Origin of the sequence: Gilliamella sp. GillExp13 (assembly GCF_001690815.1) — a bacterium.
GTDB lineage: Bacteria > Pseudomonadota > Gammaproteobacteria > Enterobacterales > Orbaceae > Gilliamella > Gilliamella bombi.
Genome location: NZ_LZHJ01000074.1, coordinates 1 through 14347, shown reverse-complemented (window position 1 = coordinate 14347; position 14347 = coordinate 1). Strand labels below are relative to the sequence as shown.

Annotated in this window: 14 protein-coding genes and 1 pseudogene; 8 read left to right on the top strand and 7 right to left on the bottom strand. The window is 34.5% G+C overall.

Going from position 1 to position 14347, the window contains the following annotated elements; genetic code table 11:
• Nucleotides 1–438 (top strand): IS3 family transposase (locus tag A9G37_RS05315; RefSeq protein ID WP_141671076.1); only part of this gene is annotated, 438 nt, incomplete at its 5' end.
• 2 nt (nt 439–440) lie between these two features.
• Here the strand turns inward: A9G37_RS05315 and A9G37_RS05310 are convergent.
• From A9G37_RS05310 to A9G37_RS05290, 5 genes and pseudogenes are all read right to left on the bottom strand, one after another.
• Nucleotides 441–1089 (bottom strand): annotated as a pseudogene (locus A9G37_RS05310) (LysE/ArgO family amino acid transporter).
• A gap of 83 nt (nt 1090–1172) precedes the next feature.
• Nucleotides 1173–2522: an APC family permease gene (locus A9G37_RS05305; protein ID WP_218058641.1), complete on the bottom strand. Its 1350-nt coding sequence runs from the start codon at nt 2520–2522 to the stop codon at nt 1173–1175.
• A gap of 112 nt (nt 2523–2634) precedes the next feature.
• Nucleotides 2635–3054 carry an OsmC family protein gene (locus A9G37_RS05300; protein WP_034909652.1) on the bottom strand — a complete coding sequence of 140 codons (420 nt, stop codon included), beginning with the start codon at nt 3052–3054 and terminating at the stop codon, nt 2635–2637.
• 575 nt (nt 3055–3629) lie between these two features.
• Nucleotides 3630–4703 carry a lytic murein transglycosylase B gene (gene mltB, locus A9G37_RS05295; RefSeq protein WP_065574849.1) on the bottom strand — a complete coding sequence of 358 codons (1074 nt, stop codon included), beginning with the start codon at nt 4701–4703 and terminating at the stop codon, nt 3630–3632.
• A 49-nt stretch (nt 4704–4752) separates the two neighbouring features.
• The gene (locus tag A9G37_RS05290; RefSeq protein WP_065574852.1) at nt 4753–5748 is read right to left on the bottom strand and encodes a 2-hydroxyacid dehydrogenase; all 996 of its coding nucleotides are present in this window, start codon (nt 5746–5748) and stop codon (nt 4753–4755) included.
• Nucleotides 5749–6078: 330 nt separating this feature from the next.
• Between A9G37_RS05290 and A9G37_RS05285 the strand changes: the two genes are divergently transcribed.
• Nucleotides 6079–7293: an AmpG family muropeptide MFS transporter gene (locus tag A9G37_RS05285; protein ID WP_218059319.1), complete on the top strand. Its 1215-nt coding sequence runs from the start codon at nt 6079–6081 to the stop codon at nt 7291–7293.
• An 8-nt stretch (nt 7294–7301) separates the two neighbouring features.
• Nucleotides 7302–7973 carry an NAD(P)H-dependent oxidoreductase gene (locus A9G37_RS05280; protein ID WP_065574847.1) on the top strand — a complete coding sequence of 224 codons (672 nt, stop codon included), beginning with the start codon at nt 7302–7304 and terminating at the stop codon, nt 7971–7973.
• A 63-nt stretch (nt 7974–8036) separates the two neighbouring features.
• Here A9G37_RS05280 and A9G37_RS05275 read toward each other — a convergent pair whose 3' ends face one another.
• On the bottom strand, nt 8037–8222 hold the full coding sequence (locus A9G37_RS05275; RefSeq protein WP_034909658.1) for a hypothetical protein: 186 nt from the start codon (nt 8220–8222) through the stop codon (nt 8037–8039).
• A 363-nt stretch (nt 8223–8585) separates the two neighbouring features.
• On the opposite strand from A9G37_RS05275, the gene trxB reads away from it, so the two are divergent.
• The 5 genes from trxB (at nt 8586) to A9G37_RS12840 (ending at nt 13460) form a co-directional block, all read left to right on the top strand.
• Nucleotides 8586–9539 (top strand): thioredoxin-disulfide reductase, encoded by a 954-nt coding sequence (trxB, locus tag A9G37_RS05270; protein WP_065574846.1) that lies wholly within the window; start codon nt 8586–8588, stop codon nt 9537–9539.
• Nucleotides 9540–9554: 15 nt separating this feature from the next.
• Nucleotides 9555–11270 (top strand): heme ABC transporter permease/ATP-binding protein CydD, encoded by a 1716-nt coding sequence (gene cydD, locus A9G37_RS05265; protein WP_065574845.1) that lies wholly within the window; start codon nt 9555–9557, stop codon nt 11268–11270.
• Nucleotides 11264–12895: a heme ABC transporter ATP-binding protein/permease CydC gene (gene cydC / locus A9G37_RS05260; RefSeq protein ID WP_065574844.1), complete on the top strand. Its 1632-nt coding sequence runs from the start codon at nt 11264–11266 to the stop codon at nt 12893–12895. Before cydD ends, cydC begins: the two co-directional genes overlap by 7 nt.
• Before the next feature lie 107 nt (nt 12896–13002).
• Entirely contained in the window at nt 13003–13284 is a 282-nt protein-coding gene (locus A9G37_RS05255) for an IS3 family transposase (protein WP_065574843.1), read from the top strand.
• A gap of 11 nt (nt 13285–13295) precedes the next feature.
• Nucleotides 13296–13460 (top strand): hypothetical protein, encoded by a 165-nt coding sequence (locus A9G37_RS12840; RefSeq protein ID WP_176701869.1) that lies wholly within the window; start codon nt 13296–13298, stop codon nt 13458–13460.
• A gap of 378 nt (nt 13461–13838) precedes the next feature.
• Here A9G37_RS12840 and A9G37_RS05245 read toward each other — a convergent pair.
• Nucleotides 13839–14347, bottom strand: a 509-nt coding sequence (locus tag A9G37_RS05245) for an integrase core domain-containing protein (protein WP_176701868.1), incomplete at its 5' end; no start/stop codon positions are given.

The following is a 14347-nucleotide window of genomic DNA, read 5'->3' as shown; positions in this document are numbered from 1 at the left end:
GTAAGGGTTAAACAACGTTGGCACTACCTTTGTGTAATTGTTGATATCAGTAATCGAGAAATAGTGGGGCGAAGTGCTGGCAGGCATAAAACAGCGGCACTGGTCATGCAAGCTATGAGTCAAATTCCAATGAACTTACAGACGATTGAGTTGTTTCATTCTGATAGAGGAAAAGAGTTTGATAATCATTTGATTGATGAATGTTTAACAGCATTTGGAATTAAACGGTCTTTAAGTCGCAAAGGCTGCCCCTATGATAACGCAATTGCAGAAAGCACATTCAAAGCAGTGAAAACAGAATTTGTGTCAAATACTATTTTTGATTCACTGGCGCAACTTAAATTGGAATTTAATCACTATGTGGATTGGTTTAATTATAATCGACTTCATTCAACATTAAATTACCAGTCGCCGATTGAATACAAAAGAAATCGATGACCTTATCTTTTTGGTACTAAAAAGTGTGGACATACCAATACATACATAACTAAACAATAGGCAATATAGAACATTACAGCACCAACTATACAGTCCAATATTACCCACATTCTTTTCTTTCTAAATAGCGGTATGAGTAATTTTGCTCCATAACCAAGACTAAAAAACCAGATGAATGAAACACTGACGGCACCAACCAAAAATGCAAATTTTTGTTCATTAGTTAACGTGCCAGCAATTCCTCCAACAATAACAACAGTATCCAAATAGACATGAGGATTGAGTAGTGTAACAGCCAAAGTTGCCAATACAACTTTTAATAAGTTGTTATTGTTAAGAGATTGAGATTCTATTTGCATGCTACTTGTGCCTTTAATTGCACTTTTAAACGCACAAAAACCATACCAAATTAAAAAAATCGCCCCAGAGATTGCTAAAATATTAGTAATTAAAGAATTGCTACGAATAAAAGTACCTACCCCCAAAAATCCCTATTGACATTAGAGCAAAATCACAAATAAAACAAATTGCCGACACATAAAAGATATGATTTTTTAATAATCCTTGCTTGAGTACAAATAAATTTTGAGCACCAATAGCAATAATTAGACTAGCTGAAATAAAAGCACCACGTAATATTTCTAATAGCATTTAGTTATAACACTAGAATAAAGATGGGATAATTTATTATATAATCTAAATGCTATAAGTTTATAACAAACGTATTGAATTTGTTATTTGTTATTTTTCTCTAACCACAATAGCTTGGTTTTATTTTTGTTTAAGTAGAGAATGATCATTCCAATAACTAACCAAATAATACCGACCATTTTTGCGTCATTATCAATATGTAATAATACAGGTAATAGCACTAAAATACCTATAATAGGCATAAAGACATCTAAAAACCACGAAAACCATCCTTTTGAGCCTTTTTTAAACTTAAAATAGCCAATTACAGATAAATGTAACATGATAAATGCAGTTAATGCTCCAATATCAACAAATGAGACTAAAGTTGGCAACCCTTTAGCATTATTAGCAGCAATAACAACTAAACATAAATTAAATAGCGCTGCAAATATAATAGCCATTGTAGGTACACCGCTTTTTTTTCCCACTTTTGCAAAAAATGAAGGTAAACGTTTGTCACGCCCCATACTGAATAAAAGACGACTTGCTGCGGCTTGTCCAACCATTGCTGCAAATGATGCACCAATAGCTTTCATTAAACCTAGCGCCCATCCTAACCATAAATTAATTTCTTGATTAACAATATGATAGTAAACTTTACCTTGTAGTTCTGGATGACTACGCAAATATTCAGGGTTATAAGGGTTTAGTAAGCTACCGACATAAATTTGTAGCACAAATAAACAACCAGCTAAAATTAAACAACATATAATCGCTTTACTAACTAAATTATGAGGTCCGCCATTTTCTTCTGAAAAAGTAGCAATAGCGTCAAATCCCAAATAAGATAGTACAGCAATAGACACAGCATTAAATAAATTACTCCAACTGAATAAATCACCACCAATAAAAGGTAGTAACCAATCTCTGTTACTACCATTAGTGGCTATTATCCAAATACCAACAGATAACACAGCAAGTAATATAATAATTTCAAATATCAAGATGATTAACGTAATTTTAGTCGATTTTCTAACACCAACTAAATTCAGCGTAGTAGTTAACATAACAGCTAAACATGTCCATACCCATATTGGTACTTCGGGAATCAATGCATTGAACGATATACCGCTAAATAAGTACGCAACCGCAGGGATAAACATATAATCAAGTAATAGCAACCAGCCTACTAAAAATCCAGCACTTGGATGAATGCCAATAGAACAATAAGCATAAACGGCTCCCGCATGCGGTAAAGCGTTTGCCATTCTGGCATAAGAAAGCGCGGTAAATGCCATTACAAAAGTTGCTATGATATAAACCAAAGCAACTGCACCATCACTTATCGCATCTAAAACACCAAATAATCCTACAGGTGCTGCTGGACCAATAAAAAGCAATCCCAGAATAACCAAATCCCGGAATCGCATATTTTTATTTAACTGTTGCATAATCATTCTCGTATCACAATTATCTATAATGATGAAATATTAAATGATTAATTCACAACGTGCTAAGATCAGCTTGTTATTAGGTTATAATTATTTGTTATAAAAAAATACTTTAGTGATATTCTTTAACCTCATAGGTATAAGACATTTTTGCTGTTTTACCAAGCATGATAGAGGCACTGCAATATTTTTCTGATGCAAGTTTTACGGCTGTTTCGACTGTTTCGTTATCGATATTAATACCCGTAATAACAATATGAAAATTAATTGACGTATACACTTTAGGGGAAGATTCTGCTTGAGTTTTATCAATATCTATCCAAAGATCACGAACATCTTTTTTTTTATTTTTTAAAATCGCAATAATATCATAAGCCATACAACCAGCTGCACCATGCAATAAAAGCTCCATAGGACGAGCTCCACGATTACGACCGCCATGTTCAATACCGCCATCCATCACTAGCGAATGTCCACTTGCTGTCTCACCTAAAAAACCAAATTCATCAATCCACTTTAAACGATCTTTCATAATTATCTCCTTTAAATTTATCTTTAAACTTCTTATTAGTTACAAATTTATTAAATAACATAATCGTTTTTAACCACGCTGTCATCATTTTGATTATTACTTTATTGATCAAATATGACAATGTTAGTGAACTTTTTACTAAGAGAATCATTAAGATCTTTTAAATTATTCAGGTAAAATCACTGTATTATTTGCAATAAAATATTAGCAATGTGTAATTAAAATCAATGTTTTCATCTTGATCTTTGCTTAACAAATAATTATGTAGATTGGGTTACCATACTCTAAGGATTGAATATGATTTTTAAGTTTATTATCTTCCTTTTGATAGGATCCTTGGCTAGATTATTAGTTAGTATTTTGGTGGTGATGTATTAGTTATTATGCTAGCAAGCATCTCGATGGCTAAAGTAGGTGTACAACTTGCACAAAAATTATCGATTAAAAAATTAATTAAATTCTTTGGTATATTTTATTATTGCTTGCAACGAAATTAATCATTTCTTAAACATCATTAACAAATAAAAAGGCCGCAAAAGCGACCTTATCAGTTTTGATGCAATACCATTAAATGACTATCTTGCTTCTTTAACTGCAAATCCTAATTGCCAAACAGCCATTGCATAATGAGTGCTGTGGTTATAACGGGTGATAGTATAAAAGTTTGGTAATCCATACCAGTATTGGTAACGATCGCCCATATCAAGACGCAATAAACTTACCTGCGTATGTCCTTCTAATGAACTTTGTGGTTTTAATCCAGCTTTTGCCAATGTTTCAATTGAATATTTAGTACTAAAACCAGTATCAAGTGATAGTGCTTGGCCATCAGCCATTACAGCCACTTTTTTACCACGTTGCCAACCGTATGATTTAAAATAGCTTGCCACACTACCAATGGCATCAACAGGATCCCATAAATCAATATGCCCATCATGATTAAAATCAACAGCGTGACGTCTAAATGCTGATGGCATAAATTGACCATATCCCATAGCACCAGCAAATGATCCACTCAAATCAAAGGGATCAACGCCTTCATCTCGGCACATAACTAAAAAATCTTCTAATTCGTCAGAAAAATATTGCGCACGTCTTGGATAGTAAAATGCAAGAGTTGACAAGGCATCAATGATTTTAGTTTTACCCATCACTCTACCCCAACCTGTTTCGACACCAATAATGCCAACAATAATTTCAGGTGGCACACCATATTCATTATAAGCACGCTGTAATTCTTTTTGGTATTGATTCCAAAATTCAACACCACGAGGAAGGTTACTTGGTGTAATAAATTTATTTTTATATCGAATCCAAGCGCCATTTGGTGCCGTTGGCGAGGTTGTTTTTGGTGCTTGTTTATCCATTAAATTAATTACCCAATCAAGCTTATTGGCTTGAGCAAGCACATTACGGAGTTGTTGACGATTAAAACCATGCTTACTGACCATTCTATCAATAAATTTTTCTTTATCTAAGTCTAATGAAGCACTAGCGATTTTTGATTGATTGTGATCTTTTTCCAGATAAACACCGCCTTTAACATTTGCATGTCCACGGTGTTCCTTCATGGGAGATGTTGAAGATTTATTACTACTACAAGCTACAAGCAATAAAATTGTACTAATAAAAATGGCAATACGCTGCATAAAAAATCCATATTTTAAGTAATTAAAAATCGACAACATCATAAGATATTTATTGTTGTTTAACAATATTTGGACATGATTCCCCTTCCGCAACTTGTTTGATATTATTTAACGTCGTATCAGAAATATTTAACAATGCTTCTTGTGTTAAAAAAGCCTGGTGACCAGTAAAAATAACATTATGACAAGAAGATAAGCGACGGAACACATCATCTAAAATAACATCATTAGATTTATCCTCAAAAAAGAGATCACGTTCATTTTCATAAACATCCATGCCTAAAGCACCAATTTTTGTTTTCTTTAATGCATCAATAGCTGCGGTTGCATCAAGTAATGCGCCACGACTTGTATTGATAATCATCACGCCGTCTTTCATCTTTTGGAAAGAATCTTTATTCAATAAATGATAATTTTCAGGTGTCATAGGGCAATGTAACGTAATCACATCAGATTTTGCATATAACTCATCTAACTCAACGTATTGCGCTCCTAATTCAACTGCAACATCATTAGGATAAGGATCATAGGCAAGAATATGCATACCAAAACCTTTCAAAATGCGAATAACTGCTTGACCAATTTTGCCCGTACCAATAACACCAACAGTACGATTGTGCATATTAAAGCCAGTCAAACCATCTAACGAAAAATTAGCATCACGAGTACGTTGATAGGCTTTATGCGTTCTTCTATTTAACGTCATCATTAAAGCCACTGCATGTTCTGCAACTGCTTCTGGTGAATAAGCTGGCACACGAACCACCGTGATACCTAACTTTTCAGCTTCAGTTAAATCAACATTATCAAATCCAGCGCAACGAAGCGCTAAAATCTTAATGCCATAACTTGCTAATTTTTTTAGTACTTTTTTATCTACTTCGTCATTAACAAATGCACAAACTGCGTCATAACCTTGAGCGGTAACCACTGTTTTACAGCTAAGTTTATGTTCATAATATTCGATATCAAAGCCATATTTTTTATTAGCGATTTCTAAATGTTCTTTATCATAATGTTTACTACTAAAAACAGCCACTCTAATTGAACTTTTCATATTACTACACCCCTTTTAAATGGTAGTTTGTTAATCTCTTAATTTATTATTGACATTAATTTTATACTGAAACACATAGTTACCTGAAACTTTTTAACAAAGAATAGCTAAAATAATGAATCTCTAACTTTTAAAAAGTCATTGCGCATAACTTCCTTATATTGAAAACATGACTTTGGATAAAACAATCAATCTTGGCTTGCAGAATTATTTTTTATATGTTGTGTGCTATGATAACACTTTGCCAAAAACTAACAATAAAGTTAAATAATGAATAGCTCGCAGAATTCACTTTTAAAAACCATTTTTACGACCAAGATGCTAATCTGCATTTTTACAGGTTTTGCTTCTGGTCTTCCTTTTTATTTATTATTACAACTGTTACCTGCATGGTTAGAAAGTGATGGTATTAATATCAAAACAATTGGAGCTTTTTCATTAACGCAAATTCCCTATATTTTTAAATTTATCTGGTCACCATTGATGGATAACATTTCTCTCTTTAATTTAGGGAGACGGCGTGGTTGGATGCTTGGGTCCCAAATAATACTTATATTTTCGATCGCAATATTAGGATTTTTTTCACCTTCATTAAATATTTGGTTAATAGCAACCATTTGCTTTATTATTGCACTATTTTCAGCTACACAAGATATTGCACTTGATGCCTTTAGACGAGAGTTATTACTTGATAAAGAATTAGGACTTGGTAATAGTATTCATACTAATGCTTATCGCATTGCAGGTTTAGTGCCTGGTTCATTATCACTAATATTATCAAATACCTTGCCTTGGAATAGTGTTTTTATCATCACTGCATTATTTATGCTACCTGCTATCATTATGACGTTACTAGTAAAAGAACCAATTAACCAATCGCCCCTAAATCATACTTTTGAAGATATCATCATTAAGCCATTTAGTGAATTTATTACTCGAAATGGACTTAAAACAGCCATATGGATTTTAACATTTATCTTTTTATATAAACTAGGCGACAGTATGGCAACCGCTTTAGCTACGAATTTTTATTTACAAATGGGTTACAGCAGACCCGACATTGGTTGGATTGCCAAAAATGCTTCTTTATGGCCAAGTGTGATTGGGGCATTAATGGGTGGCATTTTGATGATCAAAATAGGCATAAACCGAGCATTATGGTCTTTTGGTATTGTCCAAGTTATATCAATTTTAGGATTTATTTGGCTTTCGATAGAAGGACCTTTTACTACAATAGGAATATTTCAAAAAACGTTATTAGCCATAGTGATAGGGATTGAATCACTTGGTGTCGGTCTTGGTTCGGCTGCTTTTGTAGCCTTTATTGCTAAAACGACCAATCCACTTTATACCGCTACACAATTTGCTTTATTTACCAGCATTGCTTCAGTGCCAAGAACTCTAATTAATGCATCTACCGGTTTTATGGTTGAACACTTAGGATGGACAAACTTTTTTTGGTTATGTTTTATTCTTGCTTTTCCTGGTATGTTATTATTGTTAAAAGTTGCCCCGTGGAATAGCCAATCTTAGGAGAAAATATGGACAAACTAACCCAAGCATTCGACTTTAGACATGCATGTAAAAAATTTGATAATACCAAAAAAATTAGTGATGATGATATTAAATATATTTTAGAAGCGGGTCGTCAATCTCCTTCATCATTTGGTATGGAGCCATGGCATTTTGTGGTTGTTGATAGCCACAAGATAAAAGTTGAATTACGTAATGTTTGCTATAACCAAGAACAAGTTACCAGCTGTTCACATTTTGTAATTGTACTTTACCGCAAAGCCAATAATTTTACGTTACAGAGTGATTATTTGCGACGTTCAATTGCACGCACTTTACCTGATCCAGATAATCAAACTACTATTGACATAGCCTGCCAAGCATTTATCAATTTTTGTGAACAAGGACTCGCTGACGGTTTAACAATTAATCATTGGTCAGAAATGCAAGATTATATTGCTTGCGCCAACATGATGACTGCAGCGGCATTTCGTGATATTGATTCATGTGCTATTGGAGGATTCGATCATGATAAAGTCATCAAGATTCTAGAAAAATATATTCCACAATTTGGTGGCAACTCATTCGGGATAGGACTTTGCTTAGCTTTTGGTTATCGAATTAATGAACCAACAGCGCATATTCGTTGGCCACTTTCAGACTTAACAACATATCTAACTGATAACAGTGAAACGAATTAAACAATAGGCACCTTCAATCACAAAATGGTAATTGAAGGTGTTGATAAAAATAGATACTTATTATTATTCAATTGATTGATAAAGTGCTTCGGCTTCAGATGAAGCTGAATCCATAATAAAGGCAATTCCTGATAAAATATTACCAATCTGAGGATCAGTAATATTTTGTTGTACTGAGTTTAAAATCTCTTGAGCCCAATTAATTTTTGTAAGTACAGCTTCGACACTTTCTTTTGAAGGATTACTCATCTTCTCTCCTACTGTTAGGATGTTAACTAAACCAATAATCAAAAATATCTTATTAAATAATAAAAAATTTGAGATAAAGGATATCAGAATAAGAAAATCGCATATTCTAAACAGTAAAAACAAAAACAAAAATTAATGTAGTTTAAATAAAGAATAAATGTATTTAAAATAATTGAAAATAAAAAGATAAACTTTTAGTTTAATAAAAATTAGCGCAATACAAAAAAGCCTATTATGATTACCTATTGCTACAATAAACAATTCTTTTACATTATAACGATTGATAATGTTAGACTTATTGGTATTAAATTGCGTTAATTTTGTCTAAAACCGTCAAAATTTTAAAATAAGTAAGGATTTAAAATGAAAACCAAACATGCTCGCTTATTAATACTTGGCTCTGGTCCTGCCGGTTACACTGCTGCTGTTTATGCTGCACGAGCTAACCTTTCACCTGTATTAATTACAGGAATGCAAGAAGGTGGGCAACTAACAACCACAACCGATCTTGAAAACTGGCCAGCCGGTGCTCCTGATTTAACAGGACCAGAATTAATGGTTAAGATGAAAGAACATGCAGAAAGATTTAATACCGAAATTATTTTAGAACAAATCGATCGTGTCGATTTTAGCACAAAGCCATATAAGCTTTATGGTAGCGAAACGCAATACAGTTGTGATGCGCTTATTATTGCAACTGGCGCATCAGCACAATACCTTGGTTTACCGTCAGAAGAAGCATTCAAAAGTAAAGGTGTGTCGGCTTGTGCTACCTGTGATGGATTTTTCTATCGCAACCAAAAAGTTGCCGTAGTGGGTGGTGGCAATACTGCGGTTGAAGAAACGCTTTATTTAGCCAATATCGCAAGTGAAGTGCATTTAATTCACCGCCGAGATACTTTTAGAGCAGAAAAAATCTTAATGGATCGTTTAGATCAAAAAATTAAAGAAGGCAAAGTTATCTTACATACTCATCGTGTAGTTGATGAAATTTTAGGGGATAACATGGGAGTAACTGGAGTTAGAATCCGTAGCTCACAAGATCCTAATATTACCGAAGAGTTATCGGTTTTAGGCGTATTTATCGCTATTGGTCACAAACCAAACACCGCCATATTTGAAGGTCAAATTGAACTAAATGGCGGTTATATCAAAGTACAATCAGGCACGCAAGGCAACGCTACTCAAACCAGTGTCGAAGGGATTTTTGCTGCTGGTGATGTAATGGATCATGTCTATCGTCAAGCAATCACTTCAGCAGGTACAGGCTGTATGGCTGCTTTAGATGCAGAACATTATTTGGATAATTTAAAATAAGCAGTAAAGATCTTTATGTCATTAGATAAAAAACGCCAGACCTATCTACTTGGCTGGTTAAAACAGCAAGCAAAAATGCATAAAACTAATTTGCGAGCTTCAATTTTAACCAGCTTGGTTTTAACTATATTAATCATTATTCAATCTGCTTTACTCGCTGTAATTTTGCAAAAAATTATTATTGAACAACACTATTTTTTGGATATTCTGCCTTTTTTTGGCGCACTAGTTGCAGTGTTACTCGGTCGAGCAGGCTTAATTTATCTACGCGAAAAGATCAACTTTGCCATAGGCAAAAAAGTTCGCCAACAAATTCGACAGCAATTAATTGATCAACTTGAGTTGCATGGGCCTGCTTATTTAAATCAAAGCACGATCGGCGCATGGAGTACGTTGCTTATTGAACAAGTTGATAAATTGCATGACTTTTTTGCCCGTTATCTTCCCCAAATGCGATTGGCAGGCATGGCACCGATTTTAATCGGTATTGCTATCTTCCCATTTAACTGGGCTGCTGCTACAATTTTGCTGTGCACCGCCCCCCTAATTCCTATTTTTATGATTTTAGTGGGAATGGGAGCCGCCGATATTAATCGTCGTCATTTTAAAGCGCTCGCATATTTAAGCGGTCATTTTTTAGACCGTTTAAAAGGACTCAATACCATTCGATTATTCAACCAAGGCGAAAAACAAACTAACGAAATAGCCATTGCCTCTGAAGATTTTCGTATTAAAACTATGCAAGTGCTCAAAATAGCCTTTTTATCTTCAGCCGTATTGGAGTTTTTTACTTCTATTTCAATCGCCATTGTGGCGGTTTATTTTGGATTCTCGTATTTAGGCGAATTCGATTTTGGTGCATATAATGGAACTGTTACTTTATTTGCTGGTTTTTTTGCGCTAATGTTAGCCCCTGAATACTTTCAACCTTTACGTGATTTGGGAACTTACTATCATGCCAAAGCTGAGGCAATCGCAGCAGCAGATAATATCGAAACTTTTTTAAGTAAAAAAATCGCAACAAAACAAGCCAATGATAATATAACAAACATAAAATTGACTGAGCCATTAAAAACAATTGAAGCAAATAATTTAATTGTATTATCTAACGAACAAAAACCTATCGTTGGTCCATTATCGTTTAGCTTGCAAGCACCATTTAAATTAGCGCTAATAGGAACTAGTGGCGAGGGTAAAACTTCGTTAATGCAAGTACTACTCGGCTTTTTACCTTATCAAGGCTCACTAAAGATTAATGGTATTGAATTTAATCAATTAGATATTAATGATTGGCAACTGCAAGTAAGCTGGATTGGTCAAAATCCTTACTTGATTAATGGTACTATCCATGAAAATATTTTATTGGGTAAACAAAATGCAACCAACCATGAACTGGATAACGTGATAACCAAAACCCAATTGACCGAAGTTATTGCTAAATTACCACAAGGAATTAAAACCCAAGTTGGCGAAGATGCGGTACGTTTATCAGTTGGGCAAGCACAGCGGATCGCCTTAGCCAGAGCAATGCTAAAACCCTGTCAATTATTGATTCTTGATGAACCAACTGCTAGTTTAGATAAACAAACCATCAAAAATTTGGATCAGCAGCACATTACCCCTAATAGCATTACAATTACTCATCAAACAGATGACATGCAAGATTTTAAACAGATCTGGCAATTGGCTAATGGTAAGCTACACTGTGATATCAAGGGGAATTTATGCTAGCTATATTACGCCCTTATATCGCACTATATAAACACTATTTTGGGCAAATTTTATTGGGATTATTTTTGTCAATTCTTACTCTATTTGCCAGCGTATTTTTGCTATCATTATCAGGCTGGTTTTTGGCTTCTACCGCTTTTGTTGGCGTTGCAGGTTTGTATACTTTCAATTATATGTTCCCTGCTGCTGGTGTTCGTGCTGCGGCAATTATTCGAACCGCCGCTCGCTATATGGAGCGTTTAGTTGATCATAATACTACATTTAAAATCTTAGCTTATTTAAGAACGTTAGCTTTTCGTAAGATTTTGCCATTAAGTGCCAATCAATTAGCACACTACCAACGGGCTGACTTGCTTAATCGCTTTATTGTCGATATTGACGCACTTGATCACTTATACCTAAAACTTTTTTCACCTATTGTAACCGCACTTGTTACCATTGTTGTTTTGTTTGTTGGGTTAGCAAATATAAACTTACCTATTGCGTTAATTATTACTATTATCCTTACAACCGCCTTACTTGTGGTTCCGGTCATTTTTTATCAAGCAGGAAAACAACTCGGCAAAACACTAGCTAAACAACAAAGTGAATATCGTTTATTATTAATTAATTATCTACAAGGACAAGCTGAACTTATCCTATTTAATGCACAACCACGCTATCGTGCTAAACTTGATGAGCTTGAATCAAACTGGCTTTATAACCAGCAACGTCAATCAACATTAATGGCACTATCAAGCGCATTGATTGTGCTGATTGCTGGATTTTTAACGTTGCTTGTTCTATGGCTAATTACCCAATACACCCTATCGCCTTTAGTGGCACTATTTGTATTTGTTAGTCTTGCAAGTGCTGAAATACTCATGCCAATTCCTAGCGCATTTATCTTTTTAGGACAAGTACTGACTTCTGCCACACGCACAACGGCTATTTTTAATCAAACACCCGACATTCAATTTGTTTCTAAAGGTAAAGCGATAGATTTAACTACGGCAAAATTACAATTTGAACAAATTAATTTCAGCTATCCAAATCAACCTTTTGCGATATTAACTGATTTTTCCTTAATGGTTGAACAAGGTGAACATATTGGAATAATTGGTAAAACAGGTTGTGGTAAATCAACTTTATTAAGCCTAGTGAATCGGACTTGGGAGGCAAGCTCTGGCAATATTTATTTTAATGATACCCCAATAAATCAACTGAATGAAAAAACTTTGCGACAAGCCATTGCAATGGTTCCGCAAGTTATTACTATTTTTAGTGAGACTTTACGGCAAAATTTGCTCATTGGTAATCCTAATGCAACTGATCAACAGCTTATTGAGGTTCTATATCAAGTTGAATTGGACAAATTACTAACTACAGAACAAGGTTTAGATATGCTAATTGGACAAGGCGGGCGTACTTTATCTGGCGGTGAAATTCGCCGTATAGGCATTGCAAGAGCATTACTGCATAATTCCCCTTTAATTTTAATGGACGAACCAACAGAAAGCCTTGATCAACAAACAGAACAACAAATTATTCAATTGATAAAACAGACATGTAAAGGCAAAACACTAATCATGGTTACACATCGTTTGACTGATAAACCGCTGTTTGATCGAATTATTTCACTTTAATAAATGGTTTAATTGTGGAATTTACCAGCATTGTTTGTGATCCTCGCCAAAAAAGTGGACAAAAGTCGCCTCTATGATATAAACAAAAATCATAGGAGACAAATATCATGGTCAAAAAATTTAGTATCGAATTCAAACAACAATCAGTGGATTATGCGTTATCTAATGCACACCTTTCTATCAGCGAACTTGCCAACCATCTAGGTGTGGGTAAATCAACCCTAGATAAATGGATTAGGCAACTTTCCCCGAATAAAACTAGCCGTCGAGAGTTAACCGCTGAGCAACAGCGGATTATGGCGTTAGAAAAAGAGATTAAAGAACTGAAAATGGCCAATGATATACTAAAAAAGGCGCATGTGTATATCATCAACCATCCAAGTCGGTGAAGTACACTTATATGAAAAATCATTTAACCAGCTATCCCGTTACTAGGATATGCCGATTACTTGGTGTCAGTTCATCAGGTTATTATACTTGGTTAAAAAGAGCAAACAAATCCGCCAAACTCAGCGAGTATATCCAAAAACAGTATTGGCAACATAAAGCCCGTTTTCACCATTAAATTTTTTTGCTGCATCAGGCCAGGCAAAAAAACGAGTCTCAGGTTTTTCCTGTACTTTACCCGTTTCTCTATCAATAAAATACAGCTTTTTTGCCCCTTTTTTAAATAACTTCCAAACCGTTTTGACAAATTTATCAGTTTTCGGATCTTCGATTGGATCATACGACGCAGAAAGTCGACCATTCCTTAAACAGTCTGGTGCATAACTAGCATTTTTTTCTGTATTATTTTAGGGGATAGTTACAATTGAACCAGTGATATTAGACAGCTGCTCATTATTTTATAGGAAAATAGAAAAAGGTAGTGACTGGAGAATAATCGGGCATCAAAAAAACTATTGTAAATGCCCCAAACTTAGTACACAACTCACGTAGAAAATTAAGCTGCTTGTTTTAGTGTTTTATACTCAATCGGTGTCATGTTATTTAATGCCTCATGCGGTCTTTCGGTGTTATAAATCGTTAGCCATTCTTCGGTTATTCTCCTTGCTTGTGCTAAGTTGTTAAAAAGATATAAATCAAGTACTTCAGTACGATAGGTACGATTAAATCGTTCAATATAACCATTTTGATAAGGGCTACCGAGCTTTATATAATCAATGGCTATATCATGTGATTTAGCCCAGTTTATAAAGGTTTTTCCTGTAAATTCTGGCCCATTATCGACCCGTATTTTTAATGGATATCCATGATATTCGGCCAGTTTATCTAAGTAACGGGTAATCCTTCCTGCTGGTAAGCTGACTGCAATATCAATACCTAACGCCTCACGATTAAAGTCATCGATGACATTGAATGTCCTAAAGCGACGTTGATTACGGCTACTATCACTCATAAAATCCATTGACCAACATTCACCTTGTTTATTAGGCACAAATAGCTTTTCCG

Excerpts from the sequence above, each read along its gene's own strand:
- A9G37_RS05255 (WP_065574843.1), top strand. The coding sequence starts at position 13,003 with ATGGTCAAAAAATTTAGTATCGAATTCAAACAACAATCAGTGGATTAT.
- A9G37_RS05285 (WP_218059319.1), top strand. The coding sequence starts at position 6,079 with ATGCTAATCTGCATTTTTACAGGTTTTGCTTCTGGTCTTCCTTTTTAT.
- A9G37_RS12840 (WP_176701869.1), top strand. The coding sequence starts at position 13,296 with ATGAAAAATCATTTAACCAGCTATCCCGTTACTAGGATATGCCGATTA.
- A9G37_RS05280 (WP_065574847.1), top strand. The coding sequence starts at position 7,302 with ATGGACAAACTAACCCAAGCATTCGACTTTAGACATGCATGTAAAAAA.
- A9G37_RS05305 (WP_218058641.1), bottom strand. The coding sequence starts at position 2,522 with ATGCAACAGTTAAATAAAAATATGCGATTCCGGGATTTGGTTATTCTG.
- mltB (WP_065574849.1), bottom strand. The coding sequence starts at position 4,703 with ATGCAGCGTATTGCCATTTTTATTAGTACAATTTTATTGCTTGTAGCT.
- cydD (WP_065574845.1), top strand. The coding sequence starts at position 9,555 with ATGTCATTAGATAAAAAACGCCAGACCTATCTACTTGGCTGGTTAAAA.
- cydC (WP_065574844.1), top strand. The coding sequence starts at position 11,264 with ATGCTAGCTATATTACGCCCTTATATCGCACTATATAAACACTATTTT.
- trxB (WP_065574846.1), top strand. The coding sequence starts at position 8,586 with ATGAAAACCAAACATGCTCGCTTATTAATACTTGGCTCTGGTCCTGCC.
- A9G37_RS05275 (WP_034909658.1), bottom strand. The coding sequence starts at position 8,222 with ATGAGTAATCCTTCAAAAGAAAGTGTCGAAGCTGTACTTACAAAAATT.
- A9G37_RS05300 (WP_034909652.1), bottom strand. The coding sequence starts at position 3,054 with ATGAAAGATCGTTTAAAGTGGATTGATGAATTTGGTTTTTTAGGTGAG.